The following is a 14,970-nucleotide window of genomic DNA, read 5'->3' on the forward strand; positions in this document are numbered from 1 at the left end:
GACGTGGAGAAGCTGATACAAATAACGGCTTTCATCACAGCGTAAATTGCGTTCTCCTGCATTCTTTAACTGGTCGAAGTTTAGCGACAGCGTAACTTCGACCAATTTGCTGTATTCAGTATAATTCTCCCCCCTCCACCACCCCATTTTCTCCAACCTCCAACCCCATTCCACCCATTTCAGGCAGAAAATCGGCAACTTACTATGCATGCATAAAAAACATACCGAATACCGTTTTAAACTTTGGTCTATTTTGTAAAAAATTTTATATCTTTATAGGCAATATTTACAGAATTAAATTTTTTAAAATAAAATAAATTAAAATAAAATACTTATTTCAAAAAATTGGCTCGGTCTATTGTTATTGCATAATGCGATGGCTACCTTACATATATTGATTTTCGATACCCGATAAACCTGTATCAACAACAAAATCCGAGTACTAAAACAGTTTATATATCATATAAAAATGAGTTCATCATCAGATACCACCAAGGCTATAGAATTGAACAAGTATAGCAAAACCTTTACCCAGGATCCAACGCAGCCTGCAGCTCAGGCCATGCTTTACGGGATCGGCTTAACCGACGATGATATGCGCAAAGCGCAGGTCGGCGTGGCCAGCATGGGTTACGATGGTAACACCTGCAACATGCACCTTAACGATCTGGCTAAACTGGTGAAACAAGGTATCTGGGATGAAGATATGGTGGGCCTCATTTTCCATACCATTGGCGTAAGCGATGGTATGAGCAACGGTACCGAAGGTATGCGTTACTCGTTAGTAAGCCGCGATATCATTGCCGATTCTATCGAGGCGGTTACCGGCGCACAATATTATGATGGTTTAATTACCCTGCCCGGCTGCGATAAAAACATGCCTGGTTCGGTAATGGCTATGGGCCGTTTAAACCGTCCGTCAATCATGGTGTACGGTGGTACCATTAAACCAGGCCATTGGAAAGGTGAGGACCTGAACATTGTATCAGCATTTGAAGCTTTGGGCAAAAAGATTGCCGGCCAGATTGATGATGTTGATTTTATGGGCGTTATTAAAAATGCCTGCCCAAGTGCCGGTGCCTGCGGTGGTATCTATACGGCCAACACCATGGCTGCCGCTATCGAGGCATTGGGTATGAGCTTGCCATATTCATCATCAAACCCTGCTTTAAGCGACGAGAAAAAAGCTGAATGCGTTGCAGCCGGTAAAGCGATCAAAGTATTATTAGAAAAAGATATTAAACCATCAGATATCATGACCCGCGAAGCATTTGAAAATGCTATTGTAGTTATCATGGTATTAGGCGGCTCAACCAACGCGGTATTGCACTTAATTGCAATGGCAAAAAGCGTTGGCGTTAAATTAACCCAGGATGATTTCCAATCGGTAAGTAACCGTATCCCGGTACTGGCTGATATGAAACCGAGCGGCAAATACATGATGGAAGACCTGCACAACATTGGCGGTGTACCATCGGTAATGAAATACTGCCTGGAGCAAGGCTGGTTACATGGCGATTGCTTAACTGTAACCGGTAAAACCATTGCTGAGAATCTTGCTGATGTAAACATTGTTGATCTTGATTTTGATGCTCAAAAGATCATCAAACCAAAAGAAAACCCTATCAAAGCTACCGGCCACTTGCAGATCCTTTACGGAAACCTGGCCGAGGGTGGTAGCGTTGCCAAAATTACCGGTAAAGAAGGTGAGCGTTTCACCGGCCCTGCCCGTGTATTTGATGGCGAGTTTGAACTGATTGCAGGGATCCAGAGCGGTCGTGTTAAAAAAGGCGATGTTGTGGTGATCCGCAACGTAGGCCCTAAAGGCGCGCCGGGCATGCCTGAAATGCTGAAACCTACTTCGGCCATATTTGGTGCCGGTTTGGGTAGCTCTGTTGCATTAATTACTGATGGACGCTTTAGTGGCGGTACTCACGGCTTCGTCGTCGGTCACATCACACCCGAGGCTTACGATGGCGGGTTTATAGCGATGGTGAAGGATGATGATATTATCGAAATTGATGCTATAGCCAATACGATCAATGTTTCGCTGCCGCAAGAAGAAATAGCCGCACGCCGTGCCGCATGGCAAAAACCGGCGCTGAAGGTTACCAAGGGTGTGTTATACCGCTACGCCAAAAGCGTTACTACCGCTGCTGAGGGTTGCGTTACCGACGAATAGTAGATAATGAACAAAATGGCTTATCAAAAAAGCCATGAATAAAGTGAATGCCGAGTAAGCGCGTTCATTTTAGCAAATTAGAGACACAGAGAGTAAAATCAGTTTAGCACGCCAAAAAAGTGCTATAAACATAAAAAACTAACAGGTATGGAAACTGCACAAGAAACCTTAACCGCACCAGCCGCCGCCGAAACTGTAAACGTTTCGGGATCGGTAGCATTATTGGAAGCATTGATAGCCGAAGGTACCGACACCATTTTTGGTTACCCGGGCGGCGCTATCATGCCTATTTATGATGCTTTGTTTGATTATAATGATAAACTGAACCATATACTGGTACGCCACGAACAGGGCGGCATTCATGCCGGCCAGGGCTATGCGCGTACATCGGGCAAAGTGGGTGTGGTATTTGCCACCAGCGGTCCGGGTGCAACCAACCTGGTAACAGGTTTGGCCGATGCCCAGATTGACAGCACCCCGCTGGTTTGTATCACCGGGCAGGTATTCGCGCACCTTTTGGGTACCGATGCCTTCCAGGAAACCGACGTGATCAACATCACCACCCCGGTTACCAAATGGAACTACCAGGTAACCGATGCTACCGAAATTCCTGAGGTTATTGCCAAGGCATTTTACATTGCCCGCAGCGGCAGGCCAGGCCCGGTATTGATAGATATTACCAAAAACGCGCAGATCCAGCTATTTGATTTTGCAGGTTACAAACCATGCGACCATATCCGTAGCTACAGGCCGAAACCAATTGTTCGTCCGCAATATATCCAGGCTGCTGCCGAGCTGATCAACAGTGCTCAAAAACCTTTCATCCTGTTTGGTCAGGGTGTTATTTTGGGCAGTGCCGAGCAGGAGTTTAAAGCTTTTGTTGAAAAAAGCGGTATCCCTGCTGCATGGACAGTTTTGGGTGCAGGCGCTATCCCTTCAGATCACCCGCTTAACGTTGGCATGCTGGGTATGCACGGCAACTATGGCCCTAACGTTTTAACTAACGAGTGCGACGTACTGATTGCGATAGGCATGCGTTTTGATGACCGTGTGACTGGTCGCTTGGATAAATACGCTAAACAGGCCAAAGTGGTGCATTTGGATATCGACCCGGCCGAGATCGACAAAAACGTAAAATCAACCGTACCTGTTTGGGGCGATTGCAAGGAAACACTTCCGTTGCTTACCAAAGCCATCGAACAAAAACAGCATACCGAATGGCTGGCCAAATTTAACGAGTACACCCGCCAGGAAGTTGAAGCCGTTATCCACAACGAGCTTAACCCAACTACCGAAGAAATGACCATGGGCGAGGTGATCAAACAATTGAACGAGATCACCAAAGGCGAAGCTGTTATTGTGACCGACGTAGGCCAACACCAGATGGTGGCCTGCCGTTATGCTAAATTCAACAATACCCGCAGCAACGTAACCAGCGGTGGTTTGGGTACTATGGGCTTCGCGCTTCCGGCTGCTATAGGTGCCAAATTTGGTGCTCAGGATCGTACCGTAGTTGCTATTATTGGCGATGGCGGTTTCCAGATGACCTGCCAGGAACTGGGCACCATTATGCAAAGCGGCATCGATGTAAAGATCGTTATCCTGAACAACCGTTTCCTGGGCATGGTAAGGCAATGGCAAGAGTTGTTTAACCAGCGCCGTTATTCATTTGTTGATATTCAAAGTCCCGATTTTGTGGCGCTTGCTGCCGCATACCGTATCCCCGGCAAACTGGTTGATGACCGTGCCGATTTAGTACCTGCATTGAACGAAATGCTGAGCGCACCGGGATCATTCCTTTTAGAAATAATGGTTACTAAAGAGAACAACGTGTTCCCGATGGTACCACAAGGATGCAGTGTAAGCGAGATCAGGTTAAAGTAAAACGCCCTCTACAAAAACAAAGTCATGAGCGAAGCAGAAGAAAAAAAGGAATTTAACATCACCATATATACCGAAAACCAAATTGGTTTATTAAGCAGGATAGCTATTATATTTACACGCCGTAAAATCAATATCGATAGCCTGAATACTTCTCCGTCGGAGATTGACAGTATTCACCGCTTCAATATCGTGATTAACGAGTATGAGGAAGTAGTACGCAAGCTTACCCGCCAGATTGAGAAACAGGTTGAGGTATTGAAAGCATACTATCACACCAACGAAGATGTGATTTGGCAGGAATTAGCGTTATACAAAGTATCAACCGATGTAATTGCTGAAAAGGTTAGCGTTGAGCGTTTACTGCGCGAAAACGGTGCCCGAGCGGTAGTGATCCGTAAAGATTACACCGTGTTTGAAACCACCGGTCACCGCGAGGAAACAGACAACCTGATCAACATTTTACAACCTTACGGCCTGATAGAATTTGTACGCAGCGCCCGTGTAGCCATCATTAAAGACAGCGAAGGCTTTAACAGCAAGCTCCGCGAATTTGAAAGGCTTGAACCAGGTGAAGAAGTAATAGAAAACGAATACCTGAACCAGGGGCAGAAGGTGTTTACTATGTAGAGCTGAAAGCTCAAGGCTTAAGGCAGAAGCTAATACCACCACGTCATTGCGAGGAACGAAGCAATCCCAAACTATACAGAACGGATCTGCAAATCGGGGATTGCTTCGTACCTCGCAATGACGGGATTAATAAGAAAACAAAAACTTAAATTACTCAATACAATAAAATCGGTGAAATCATCACAAAATCGGTGAAATCCCCAAAAACAAAAAAACAATGGCAAAACTAAATTTCGGCGGCACTGAAGAAAACGTAGTAACCCGCGAAGAGTTCCCTTTATCAAAAGCTCAGGAAGTATTAAAAGACGAAGTTGTAGCGGTAATTGGCTATGGCGTACAAGGTCCTGGTCAGGCTCTGAACCAGAAAGACAATGGTATCAACGTAATTGTTGGTCAGCGTAAAGGCACCAAAACATGGGATAAAGCTATCAGCGATGGTTTTGTACCAGGTGAAACACTTTTTGAAATTGAAGAAGCCCTTGAAAGAGGAACTGTTATCTGCTACTTATTGAGCGATGCAGCCCAAATCGCGTTATGGCCAACTGTTCAAAAACACTTAACTCCAGGTAAAGCCCTTTATTTCTCTCACGGCTTTGGTATCACTTTCAACGAGCAAACAGGCATCGTTCCTCCTGCTGATGTTGACGTGTTCCTGGTTGCTCCTAAAGGTTCAGGTACTTCATTGCGTCGTATGTTCTTGCAAGGTCGTGGCTTAAACTCAAGCTACGCTATCTTCCAGGATGCTACCGGTAAAGCATTTGATCGCGTTATCGCTTTAGGTATCGCTGTAGGTAGCGGTTACTTATTCGAAACCAACTTCAAAAAAGAAGTATACAGCGATTTAACCGGCGAACGTGGTACTTTAATGGGTTGCGTTCAAGGTATCTTCGCTGCTCAATATGATGTATTACGTAGCAAAGGTCACTCTCCATCTGAAGCGTTTAACGAAACAGTTGAAGAGCTTACCCAATCATTAATGCCGCTTGTTGCTGAAAACGGTATGGACTGGATGTATGCAAACTGCTCAACTACTGCTCAACGTGGTGCGCTTGACTGGTGGAAAAAATTCCGTGATGCTACTAAACCGGTATTTGAAGAACTTTACGAAAGCGTTGCTACCGGTAAAGAATCTCAACGTTCTATCGATTTGAACAGCCAACCAGATTACCGCGAAAAACTGGATGCCGAATTGAAAGAATTACGCGAAAGCGAATTATGGCAAGCAGGTAAAACTGTACGCAGCCTACGCCCTGAAAACCAGGTTGTAGAAGCTTAATTTGAAGTCTTAAGTCGGAAGTATTAAGTTTTAAGTCAAATCAGCTTATTACTTTATACTTCTGGCTTAATACTTAAATCATCATTGCTCAAGTCTAATACTTAAAACTTCTGACTTAGTACTTTAGACTTAATACTTAAATAAAATGGGACAAACATTATTTGATAAGATCTGGGATGCGCACGTCGTCAGCAGCAGCGAGGGGTTCCCGGATATTTTGTATATCGATACACATTTCATTCACGAGGTAACCAGTCCGCAGGCATTTGATGGTTTGCGTACAAGAGGTTTACCCGTTTTCAGGCCAAAACAAACTGTGGCCACTGCCGATCATAACGTTCCTACTATCGATCAGCACTTACCCATTAAAGAAGAACTTTCACGCTACCAGGTAGATATGCTTACCAAAAACTGTAAAGAGTTTGGTGTTGAGCTATATGGCTTAGGCCACCCGTACCAGGGTATCGTTCACGTTATAGGCCCCGAGCTGGGCATCACCCGTCCGGGTGGTACTTATGTTTGCGGCGACAGTCACACTTCAACCCATGGCGCTTTTGGTGCTATTGCCTTTGGTATCGGTACATCGCAGGTTGAGCAGGTGTTGGCTACACAATGTTTACTTCAGTCGCGCCCAAAACGCATGAAAATTGAAGTGAACGGTAAATTACAAAAAGGCGTTGGTGCCAAAGATATTATCCTTTACATCATTGCGCAGATCTCGGCTGCCGGCGGTACCGGTTATGCTGTAGAATATGCAGGCGATACCATCCGCTCGTTGAGCATGGAAGGCCGCATGACCATCTGTAACATGAGTATTGAGATGGGTGCCCGTTGCGGACTGATTGCTCCCGACGAAACCACCATTAACTATGTAAAAGGTCGCGAATTTGCCCCTAAAGGTGAAGAGTGGGATAAAGCAGTTGCTTACTGGCAAACGCTGTACTCTGACGAGGACGCCCAGTTTGACGCGGTACTTTCATTCAAAGCAGAAGATATTGAGCCGATGATCACCTACGGAACCAATCCGGGTATGGGTATCGGTGTTACACAACACGTTCCTGAAACAGCGTCGTTTGAGGCCAAAGAACAGGGATCATACAAAAAAGCCCTCGATTACATGGGCCTGCACGATGACGAAACACTATTGGGCAAACCGATAGATTACGTATTCATCGGCAGCTGCACCAACTCGCGCATTGAAGACCTGCGCCAGGTAGCCGAGTTTGTAAAAGGCAAACATAAAGCCGATAATGTTACCGTATGGGTAGTTCCCGGCTCTAAACAAGTACAACAACAAGCCATAGCCGAAGGCCTGGACAAAATATTTAACGAAGCCGGCTTCCCGCTAAGAGAACCAGGCTGCAGCGCATGCCTTGGTATGAATGAGGACAAGATCCCCGCAGGTAAATACTGCGTATCAACCTCAAACAGAAACTTTGAAGGAAGGCAGGGACCTAATAGCCGTACATTCCTTGCAAGTCCGTTAACTGCGGCTGCAAGTGCGATAACGGGGAAGGTTACGGATATTCGCGAAATGTTGTCTGAATCAGAATTTGCAGAATTAGAGAATTAACAGAATTATAATAAAACTTAGCTGCAAGTTTTAATTGAAGTCCAATGGAAAAAGATAGGCTCACATACAGCATAATTGGTTGCGCTATGCGGGTTCATAATACATTGGGTAATGGGTTCCAGGAGGTAATTTATCAGCGATGTTTGGCTATCGAATTTGAAGAAGCCGGAATAGGCTTCGCGAGAGAATTAGAACATCCGATATTTTACGAAGGGATCGAAGTTGGGACAAGAAGGGCCGATTTTGTAGTTGAAGGGAAAATATCGGTTGAGTTGAAAGCGATAATTAATTTGGAGGATGTGCATTTAGCGCAGGCTAAGAATTATACTGTTGCTTACGATTTTCCGATAGGTTTATTGATAAACTTTGGAGCCCAGAGTCTTCAATATAAACTGATCTTCAACCCAAAATATAACATTAAACTAAATTGAAAATAGGAACAGTATTTAAAAACTTAAAGGTGTTTGTAAGCTACAAAGGCATTTTATAAGGCATACAAGCATTCTGTAAATTCTAAAATTCTGTAAATTCTGATTCAGATGACTAAAATATTCAAACATACACAAACCACAGTGGTGCCACTCCCTATCGAAAACATCGATACGGACCAGATCATTCCTGCAAGGTTTTTGAAAGCCACTACCCGCGATGGTTTTGGTAATAACTTATTCCGCGATTGGCGTTTTGATGAGAACGATAACCCTAAGGAGGATTTCGTACTTAACCACCCAACTTTTAGCGGTAAAGTCCTGGTGGCCGGCAAAAACTTTGGTTGCGGCAGTAGCCGTGAGCACGCTGCCTGGGCTATTTCTGATTATGGTTTCGATGCCGTAGTGAGCAGCTTTTTTGCCGATATTTTTAAAGGCAACGCCCTTAACAACGGCTTATTACCGGTACAGGTAAGCGACGATTTCCTGAAAAAGATCTTCGACGCGGTTTATGCCGATCATAAAGCTGAAGTAGAGATCGACCTGGAAAGCCAAACCATCACCATCTCATCAACCGGCGAACAGGAAAGCTTCGAGATCAACCCATACAAAAAAGCCTGCCTAATAAATGGCTACGATGATATCGACTACATCCTAAGCCAAAAAGGCAAGATCGAGGAATTTGAAATAGCGAGGTAATTAAGTCGAAAGTCTCGAGTCAGAAGTTCTAAGTCAAAAAAATGACTCAATGACCTAATGACTGCGAAGCAAACAATGACAGCAAAGCAAAATGACTGAACAAAAACATATCCAGAGAGAAGGTAAAGGTACCGCCAAATTATTCGACGAACGGAGTTTAGCGAATGATTATGCTACCCTTGCCCCCCTGCTTAAGCCGGGCATGAAGGTGCTGGATGTTGGTTGTGGTACGGGCGCGATATCCAAGGATATCGCAATAATGGTTGGCGAAAGCGGTCATGTTACGGGCATTGATAATACTGAATATTTTATTGAGAGCGGTAAGGAAACTTACGCTTCGGTAAAAAATTTGGAGCTGATATATAGCGACCTTTTCGGCTTCGAGCCGGGTGAGCAGTATGACCTGATCGTTTCGGCAAGGGTACTGCAATGGTTGAGCAACCCGGTTGAGGCTTTGAAAAAAATGTATTCATTGCTGAAACCCGGTGGTACAGTATCTATTTTAGATTACAACCACGAGGCTTTGCAATGGCAGCCGCAGCCACCGGTAAGTATGCAGCGCTTTTATGCTACCTTTTTAAGGTGGAGGGGCGATGCGGGCATGAATAATCATATTGCCGAAGACCTGCCAGATTATTTGAAGAAAGCAGGTTTTACCAATATCGAGGAGTTTGATGCCGATGAAGTTTACCAAAAAGGCGAAGCCAATTTTGTAAGCAAAGCAGGCATCTGGGCCAAAGTAGCGCAATCCAAGCAAATGGTTGAAGAAGGCTATATTGACGATGAATCGCGCTTGCAGGCTATTGATGAGTATACCGAATGGGTGGAAAATGAGGCCGAGCAAATGGTAATGAGATTGAAAGAAGTACGCGGCGTAAAACCCGAATAAATAAAACATCTATAAAACAAAAACACCGCTGCCTATGGCAGCGATAAGGGTTATGGGAATTAAAAAACACATTTTAGTAATACCCGGCGACGGGATAGGTCCCGAGGTTACCACTTGGGGTAAAGCGGTTTTAGAAAAGATCGGTCAGAATCATGGCCACGAATTTACGTTCGATGAAGCCCTGATGGGTCACGCGGGTATTGAGGCTACCGGCAATCCGCTGCCTGATGAAACGCTTGAAAAAGCTAAAGCAAGCGATGCTATCCTGTTTGGCGCTATCGGTCACATTAAATATGATAACGATCCGTCGGCCAAAGTTCGTCCGGAGCAGGGATTGTTAAAAATCCGTAAAGAGCTTGGCTTGTATGCCAACCTGCGCCCTATTATGTTGTTTGATGAGCTTCTGGATGCATCAAGTCTGAAGCCAGAGATATTAAAAGGAACCGATATCCTTTTCTTCCGCGAGCTAACCGGCGACGTTTACTTCGGCGAGAAAAAACGCAGCGAAGACCGTAATACCGCTTCCGATTTGATGATCTACTCACGTTACGAAGTTGAGCGTATCGCTATCAAAGCTTACGAGGCAGCACGTGTGCGCGGCAAAAGATTATGCTCTGTTGATAAAGCAAACGTACTGGAAGCTTCACGCCTATGGCGCGAGGTAGTACAGGAAATTGCCAAACAATATCCTGATGTTGAAACCGAGCACATGTTTATCGATAACGCGGCTATGCAATTGGTTAAAAACCCTAAAAAGTTTGATGTGGTATTAACAGCCAATCTTTTCGGCGATATCCTAACCGACGAAGCATCACAAATTGCAGGTTCGATGGGTATGCTGGCTTCGGCTTCGGTTGGTGACGGTACAGGATTTTTTGAGCCTATCCACGGTTCGGCACATGATATTGCCGGTCAGGATAAAGCTAACCCGCTGGCCTCTATCCTATCGGTTGCCCTGATGCTTGAAATAAGCTTCGGCCTGAAAGAGGAAGCCAAAAAGATAACCGACGCTATCGATAAAGCACTGAAAGACGGCTACCGCACCGGCGACATCGCTGATGCCAATACCGACAAAGCCAAAATTTTAGGCACCACGGCAATGGGCCAAAAAGTGCTTGAATATTTATAGTAGCTATTGATTGTCATGATGACGAAGTTCAGCATCTTCATGATGATCCTGTTCCTCTTCTGCAGCTACGGAGCTAATGGCGGAGGAGGAACATTCGCCTTTATCGAGGTGCTGATGGCCATGAGCATGGACGATAACGAAAAGCTTGAAAACCTGGTACTGATATTGGCCATAGCCAGCCAGATAGCCGGAGTTTACGCCATTATCCGCTCAAACAGCAAATTGATGCTTGGGGTGGTTATAGCGCTAAGCCTGGTGGTGATTGTAGTAACCGCTGCTTCGGCAGATGCTATTGGCAAGGTGATTTGGGTGAATAGTTTGTTTGTGGTGTGTGCGGTGGTTTATACTGCATTGCATTTTAAGAATAAGGCAAAAGCGCGGGCAAGTGCGATTCCTTCCCAGGGGAAGGAGGAGGAAGGGGTTAGATAAGCATTAGTGTATATGCATGTAGCAGAAACCCCTCCCTGCCACTACACAGCCAGCCGCACCCCTCCCGAGGGAGGGAATTAAAAAAGAGCAATCGGTGAAATCCCGGCAAAATCACAATCGGTGTAATCAAAAAATCATCGGTGTAATCAAAGAAAAAAATGAAATGGAACGCTGATTTATACGACCAAAAGCATGCCTTCGTATTTAAATACGGAGAAGATGTGCTTGAGTTTTTGGATGTGAAACCTGGAGAGCGCATCCTCGATCTGGGTTGCGGCACAGGCCATTTAACTAAACAGATCCAGGACAAAGGTGCCGTAGTAAAAGGTACCGACTACTCGCCCGAAATGATAGCGCAGGCTAAACAGCTTTACCCGGATGTTGATTTCGCGGTAGAGAATGCAGCTGATTTTTATACCGACGAAAAGTACGATGCCGTATTCTCAAACGCGGCCCTGCATTGGGTGCTTGATGCAAACGGCGCTATCCGAAGCGTATTCAACAGCCTGAAAAAAGGCGGTCGTTTTGTTGCGGAGATGGGTGGCAAAGGCAATGTTGAGCGTCTGATTGAAGCCACTAAACAGGTATTACACAACCACGGCTATAATGAAAAAGCCGATACCAAAGTTTGGTACTTCCCATCAGTAGGCGAATACACCACCAAACTTGAAGAGCACGGTTTCAGGGTTACCTACGTAATTCATTACGACCGTAAAACCCCCCTTCAGGACGGCGACCAGGGCGTAGCCAAATGGATCACCATGTTTGGCGCACAATTTTTAGACGGAATTCCGGCAGATGAAAAAGAACAGATCCTGGCCGAGATCACCAAAAAACTCGAACCTTTTTATAATGAAAACGGCCAATGGTACGCCGATTATAAAAGGTTAAGGTTTATTGCAGTAAAAGAGTAAATAGAAGACGAAGAAAATCGCTTTTAGAAAACGAGGCTCCTATGGAGCCGGGAGAACGGAGCAAAACATAACTATAAACACGATACTCCTAACGGAGTTATGAAAGTACCCCAGAGGGGTAACGTGTTTATAGCAGGAGATTGAAAGAATTTTAGGGCTCCAGAGGAGCCAAGTACCGCCGATTTGTAGAAGCGATTTCGAGGAATTTGAGATATGAGATTTTTTTCTCTAACTTGAATATCCGCTTGAAGAAAGTAATAGGAAGAATTAATTAAAGAAGATACGGGTCGCAAAAACTCTTATCTAACATAAAAACAAACACTGATGGAGGATGCGAGTCTCAAATCTCATATCTAACATCACAAAATTTAAATAAAACGATATGTTACACGATCCCAACCGCGTTTATGTTTTTGATACCACGCTTCGCGATGGCGAGCAGGTACCGGGTTGCCAGTTAACAACCCCCGAAAAGATTGAGATAGCTAAGGAATTGGAACTGCTGGGCGTGGACATCATTGAAGCAGGTTTCCCGGTTTCAAGTCCGGGCGACTTCCAGAGCGTTGTTGAAATTTCAAAAGCTGTTAAAGAGCCGACTGTTTGCGCCTTAACCCGCGCCAACAAAGGCGATATCGATGCCGCTGTAGCATCGCTGCAATATGCCAAACGTCCGCGGATCCATACCGGTATCGGTTCCTCGGATATGCACATCAAACACAAATTTAACAGCACCCGCGAAGAGATTTTGGAGCGTGCGGTTGAAGCCGTGAAATACGCCAAAAAATCGGTTGAAGATATTGAGTTTTATGCCGAGGATGCTGGCAGGGCCGATGTGGTTTATTTAGCGCAGATGGTTGAAGCCGTTATCGCCGCCGGTGCTACCGTGGTGAACATCCCGGATACCAATGGCTACTGTTTGCCTGATCAATACGGTGCCAAGATCAAGTTTTTGAAAGAGAACGTCAAAAATATAGATCAAGCCATCATCTCGGTACATTGCCATAACGACCTTGGTTTGGCTACTGCCAACTCTATAGCCGGTTTACAAAACGGTGCCCGCCAGATTGAAGGCACCATTAACGGTATTGGCGAGCGTGCGGGTAACACCTCAATCGAAGAGGTGGTGATGATCCTGAAAACACACCAAACTTTGGGCTTACATACCCAGATAGATTCGAAAAGATTTTATGAGTTGAGCCAGATGATCCGCACGCAGATGCGCATGCCGGTACAGCCTAATAAAGCTATTGTAGGCGCAAACGCTTTCGCCCACAGCTCGGGCATTCACCAGGACGGCTTCCTGAAAATGCGTGAGAACTACGAGATCATTCGCCCTGAAGATGTAGGCTTTCCGAGCGCCACAATAGTGCTAACCGCGCGCAGCGGCAGGCATGCTCTGAAATTCCATCTGGAGCGTTTAGGATATACGCTGGATAAGGAAGAACTTGCTTTTGTTTACAATAACTTTTTAACGCTTGCCGATAGCAAGCTCGACATCAACGACCAGGATTTGCAAAGCCTTATGGTGCACCGCCTGGTAAAAAATTAACAATGGAAACTGATACAAAAAGCCAGCTTGATTTTGAAGCGGCATACCAGCGGATTAAGGACGTTGTGAAACGTACCCCGCTGCAATATAACGCCGGTCTTTCGGCAAAATACGAGTGTGAGGTTTATTTAAAACGCGAAGACCTGCAGGTTGTCCGCTCATACAAATTGCGCGGTGCATACAACATGATCAGTCAGCTTACTGATGATGAGTTGAGCCGCGGTGTGGTTTGCGCCAGCGCGGGTAACCATGCGCAGGGCGTAGCCTTTTCGTGCAACAAAAAGAACATTAAAGGCGTAATTTTTATGCCCGAAATTACCCCCAAACAAAAGGTTAAACAAACCGCCATGTTTGGCAACGGTAATATCGAGATCGTACTAACCGGCGATACTTTTGACGATTGCCTGGCCGAAGCCCTCGCCTACACCGAAAAACACCAGATGACCTTCATCCCTCCTTTCGATGACTACCGCGTTATTGAAGGCCAGGGAACCGTAGGCGTTGAAATACTGCAAGACCTACCCGATGTTGAAGTAGCCATTATGCCCATCGGCGGCGGCGGCTTTGCATCAGGTACAGGTACTTATCTTAAAAACAACAACCCTAACATCCACCTGATAGGCGTTGAACCTGAAGGTGCCCCATCAATGCTTGGCGCTATCAACCATGGCAAACCGATCACCCTGGATGAAATAGACCGTTTTGTTGACGGTGCTGCCGTAAAACGCGTAGGCCTGTTAACCTACGGCATCTGTAAAGACATCCTGAACGATATGCTGCTGGTGCCAGAAGGAAAGATCTGCACCACCATTCTCAAGCTTTACAACGAAGATGCCATAGTAGTTGAGCCAGCCGGCGCGCTATCAGTAGCCGCACTTGATGCCTGCAAAGAGCAGATCAAAGGCAAAAAGGTAGTTTGTATCATCAGCGGCGGTAACAATGATATCGCCCGCATGCAGGAGATCAAAGAAAAATCATTGCTGTACGAGGGGTTGAAACACTACTTTATTGTAAGGTTCCCGCAACGTCCGGGGGCTTTGAAACTGTTTGTGACCAATGTGTTAGGTCCTGGTGATGACATTACCCGTTTTGAGTTCATTAAAAAGAATGAGAAAGAAAACGGCCCTGCGCTGGTAGGGATTGAGTTGAAAAACGCGGAGGATTATCCGGCACTTTTACAGCGGATGCATGCGCATAGGTTTAATGTTATTGAGTTGAATAAGGATCAGACTTTGTTTGAGTATTTGGTGTAAACCTTTCAACAATACTCTCTCCACCACGTCATTGCGAGGAACGAAGCAATCGCACGGAGGCAGAGCGGCCAAGCAGATTCGCCCTGTACAGTTCGCGATTGCTTCGTGCCTCGCAATGACGAGGGGGGAGAATGAAAG

At 45.5% G+C, this 14,970-nt stretch carries 13 protein-coding genes; all 13 read left to right on the forward strand.

The features are described 5' to 3' along the window. Positions 1–469: 469 nt before the first annotated feature. The 13 genes from ilvD (at position 470) to ilvA (ending at position 14,832) form a co-directional block, all read left to right on the forward strand. Positions 470–2,182 (forward strand): dihydroxy-acid dehydratase, encoded by a 1,713-nt coding sequence (ilvD, locus tag HYN43_RS19045; RefSeq protein ID WP_205589788.1) that lies wholly within the window; start codon positions 470–472, stop codon positions 2,180–2,182. Positions 2,183–2,329: 147 nt separating this feature from the next. Then, positions 2,330–4,066, forward strand: a complete 1,737-nt coding sequence (ilvB, locus tag HYN43_RS19050) for a biosynthetic-type acetolactate synthase large subunit (RefSeq protein WP_119410849.1) — start codon at positions 2,330–2,332, stop codon at positions 4,064–4,066. 24 nt (positions 4,067–4,090) lie between these two features. Continuing rightward, a complete protein-coding gene (gene ilvN, locus HYN43_RS19055; RefSeq protein WP_119410850.1) occupies positions 4,091–4,693 on the forward strand; it encodes an acetolactate synthase small subunit in 603 nt (200 codons plus the stop codon). Positions 4,694–4,910: 217 nt separating this feature from the next. Next, the gene (ilvC, locus tag HYN43_RS19060; RefSeq protein WP_119410851.1) at positions 4,911–5,969 is read left to right on the forward strand and encodes a ketol-acid reductoisomerase; all 1,059 of its coding nucleotides are present in this window, start codon (positions 4,911–4,913) and stop codon (positions 5,967–5,969) included. A gap of 145 nt (positions 5,970–6,114) precedes the next feature. Further along, positions 6,115–7,542, forward strand: a complete 1,428-nt coding sequence (leuC, locus tag HYN43_RS19065; protein WP_119410852.1) for a 3-isopropylmalate dehydratase large subunit — start codon at positions 6,115–6,117, stop codon at positions 7,540–7,542. Between the two features lie 44 nt (positions 7,543–7,586). Beyond that, on the forward strand, positions 7,587–7,973 hold the full coding sequence (locus HYN43_RS19070; RefSeq protein ID WP_119410853.1) for a GxxExxY protein: 387 nt from the start codon (positions 7,587–7,589) through the stop codon (positions 7,971–7,973). 108 nt (positions 7,974–8,081) lie between these two features. After that, positions 8,082–8,669, forward strand: a complete 588-nt coding sequence (leuD, locus tag HYN43_RS19075) for a 3-isopropylmalate dehydratase small subunit (protein WP_119410854.1) — start codon at positions 8,082–8,084, stop codon at positions 8,667–8,669. Positions 8,670–8,760: 91 nt separating this feature from the next. Next, the gene (locus HYN43_RS19080) at positions 8,761–9,558 is read left to right on the forward strand and encodes a methyltransferase domain-containing protein (RefSeq protein ID WP_119410855.1); all 798 of its coding nucleotides are present in this window, start codon (positions 8,761–8,763) and stop codon (positions 9,556–9,558) included. A gap of 58 nt (positions 9,559–9,616) precedes the next feature. After that, the gene (gene leuB / locus HYN43_RS19085; RefSeq protein WP_119411288.1) at positions 9,617–10,687 is read left to right on the forward strand and encodes a 3-isopropylmalate dehydrogenase; all 1,071 of its coding nucleotides are present in this window, start codon (positions 9,617–9,619) and stop codon (positions 10,685–10,687) included. Positions 10,688–10,702: 15 nt separating this feature from the next. Continuing rightward, entirely contained in the window at positions 10,703–11,116 is a 414-nt protein-coding gene (locus tag HYN43_RS19090; RefSeq protein WP_162996545.1) for a hypothetical protein, read from the forward strand. A gap of 158 nt (positions 11,117–11,274) precedes the next feature. Continuing rightward, a complete protein-coding gene (locus HYN43_RS19095) occupies positions 11,275–12,030 on the forward strand; it encodes a class I SAM-dependent methyltransferase (protein ID WP_119410857.1) in 756 nt (251 codons plus the stop codon). 382 nt (positions 12,031–12,412) lie between these two features. After that, positions 12,413–13,579: a 2-isopropylmalate synthase gene (locus HYN43_RS19100; RefSeq protein ID WP_119410858.1), complete on the forward strand. Its 1,167-nt coding sequence runs from the start codon at positions 12,413–12,415 to the stop codon at positions 13,577–13,579. Positions 13,580–13,581: 2 nt separating this feature from the next. Beyond that, the gene (ilvA, locus tag HYN43_RS19105; protein ID WP_119410859.1) at positions 13,582–14,832 is read left to right on the forward strand and encodes a threonine ammonia-lyase IlvA; all 1,251 of its coding nucleotides are present in this window, start codon (positions 13,582–13,584) and stop codon (positions 14,830–14,832) included. Positions 14,833–14,970: the final 138 nt, after the last annotated feature.

The sequence above is a fragment of the Mucilaginibacter celer genome, assembly GCF_003576455.2.
Lineage (GTDB): Bacteria > Bacteroidota > Bacteroidia > Sphingobacteriales > Sphingobacteriaceae > Mucilaginibacter > Mucilaginibacter celer.

What these genes read in the sequence shown, in the direction of transcription:
- ilvD (WP_205589788.1), top strand. Translation starts at nt 470, where the DNA reads ATGAGTTCATCATCAGATACCACCAAGGCTATAGAATTGAACAAGTAT.
- ilvB (WP_119410849.1), top strand. Translation starts at nt 2,330, where the DNA reads ATGGAAACTGCACAAGAAACCTTAACCGCACCAGCCGCCGCCGAAACT.
- ilvN (WP_119410850.1), top strand. Translation starts at nt 4,091, where the DNA reads ATGAGCGAAGCAGAAGAAAAAAAGGAATTTAACATCACCATATATACC.
- ilvC (WP_119410851.1), top strand. Translation starts at nt 4,911, where the DNA reads ATGGCAAAACTAAATTTCGGCGGCACTGAAGAAAACGTAGTAACCCGC.
- leuC (WP_119410852.1), top strand. Translation starts at nt 6,115, where the DNA reads ATGGGACAAACATTATTTGATAAGATCTGGGATGCGCACGTCGTCAGC.
- HYN43_RS19070 (WP_119410853.1), top strand. Translation starts at nt 7,587, where the DNA reads ATGGAAAAAGATAGGCTCACATACAGCATAATTGGTTGCGCTATGCGG.
- leuD (WP_119410854.1), top strand. Translation starts at nt 8,082, where the DNA reads ATGACTAAAATATTCAAACATACACAAACCACAGTGGTGCCACTCCCT.
- HYN43_RS19080 (WP_119410855.1), top strand. Translation starts at nt 8,761, where the DNA reads ATGACTGAACAAAAACATATCCAGAGAGAAGGTAAAGGTACCGCCAAA.
- HYN43_RS19090 (WP_162996545.1), top strand. Translation starts at nt 10,703, where the DNA reads ATGATGACGAAGTTCAGCATCTTCATGATGATCCTGTTCCTCTTCTGC.
- HYN43_RS19095 (WP_119410857.1), top strand. Translation starts at nt 11,275, where the DNA reads ATGAAATGGAACGCTGATTTATACGACCAAAAGCATGCCTTCGTATTT.
- HYN43_RS19100 (WP_119410858.1), top strand. Translation starts at nt 12,413, where the DNA reads ATGTTACACGATCCCAACCGCGTTTATGTTTTTGATACCACGCTTCGC.
- ilvA (WP_119410859.1), top strand. Translation starts at nt 13,582, where the DNA reads ATGGAAACTGATACAAAAAGCCAGCTTGATTTTGAAGCGGCATACCAG.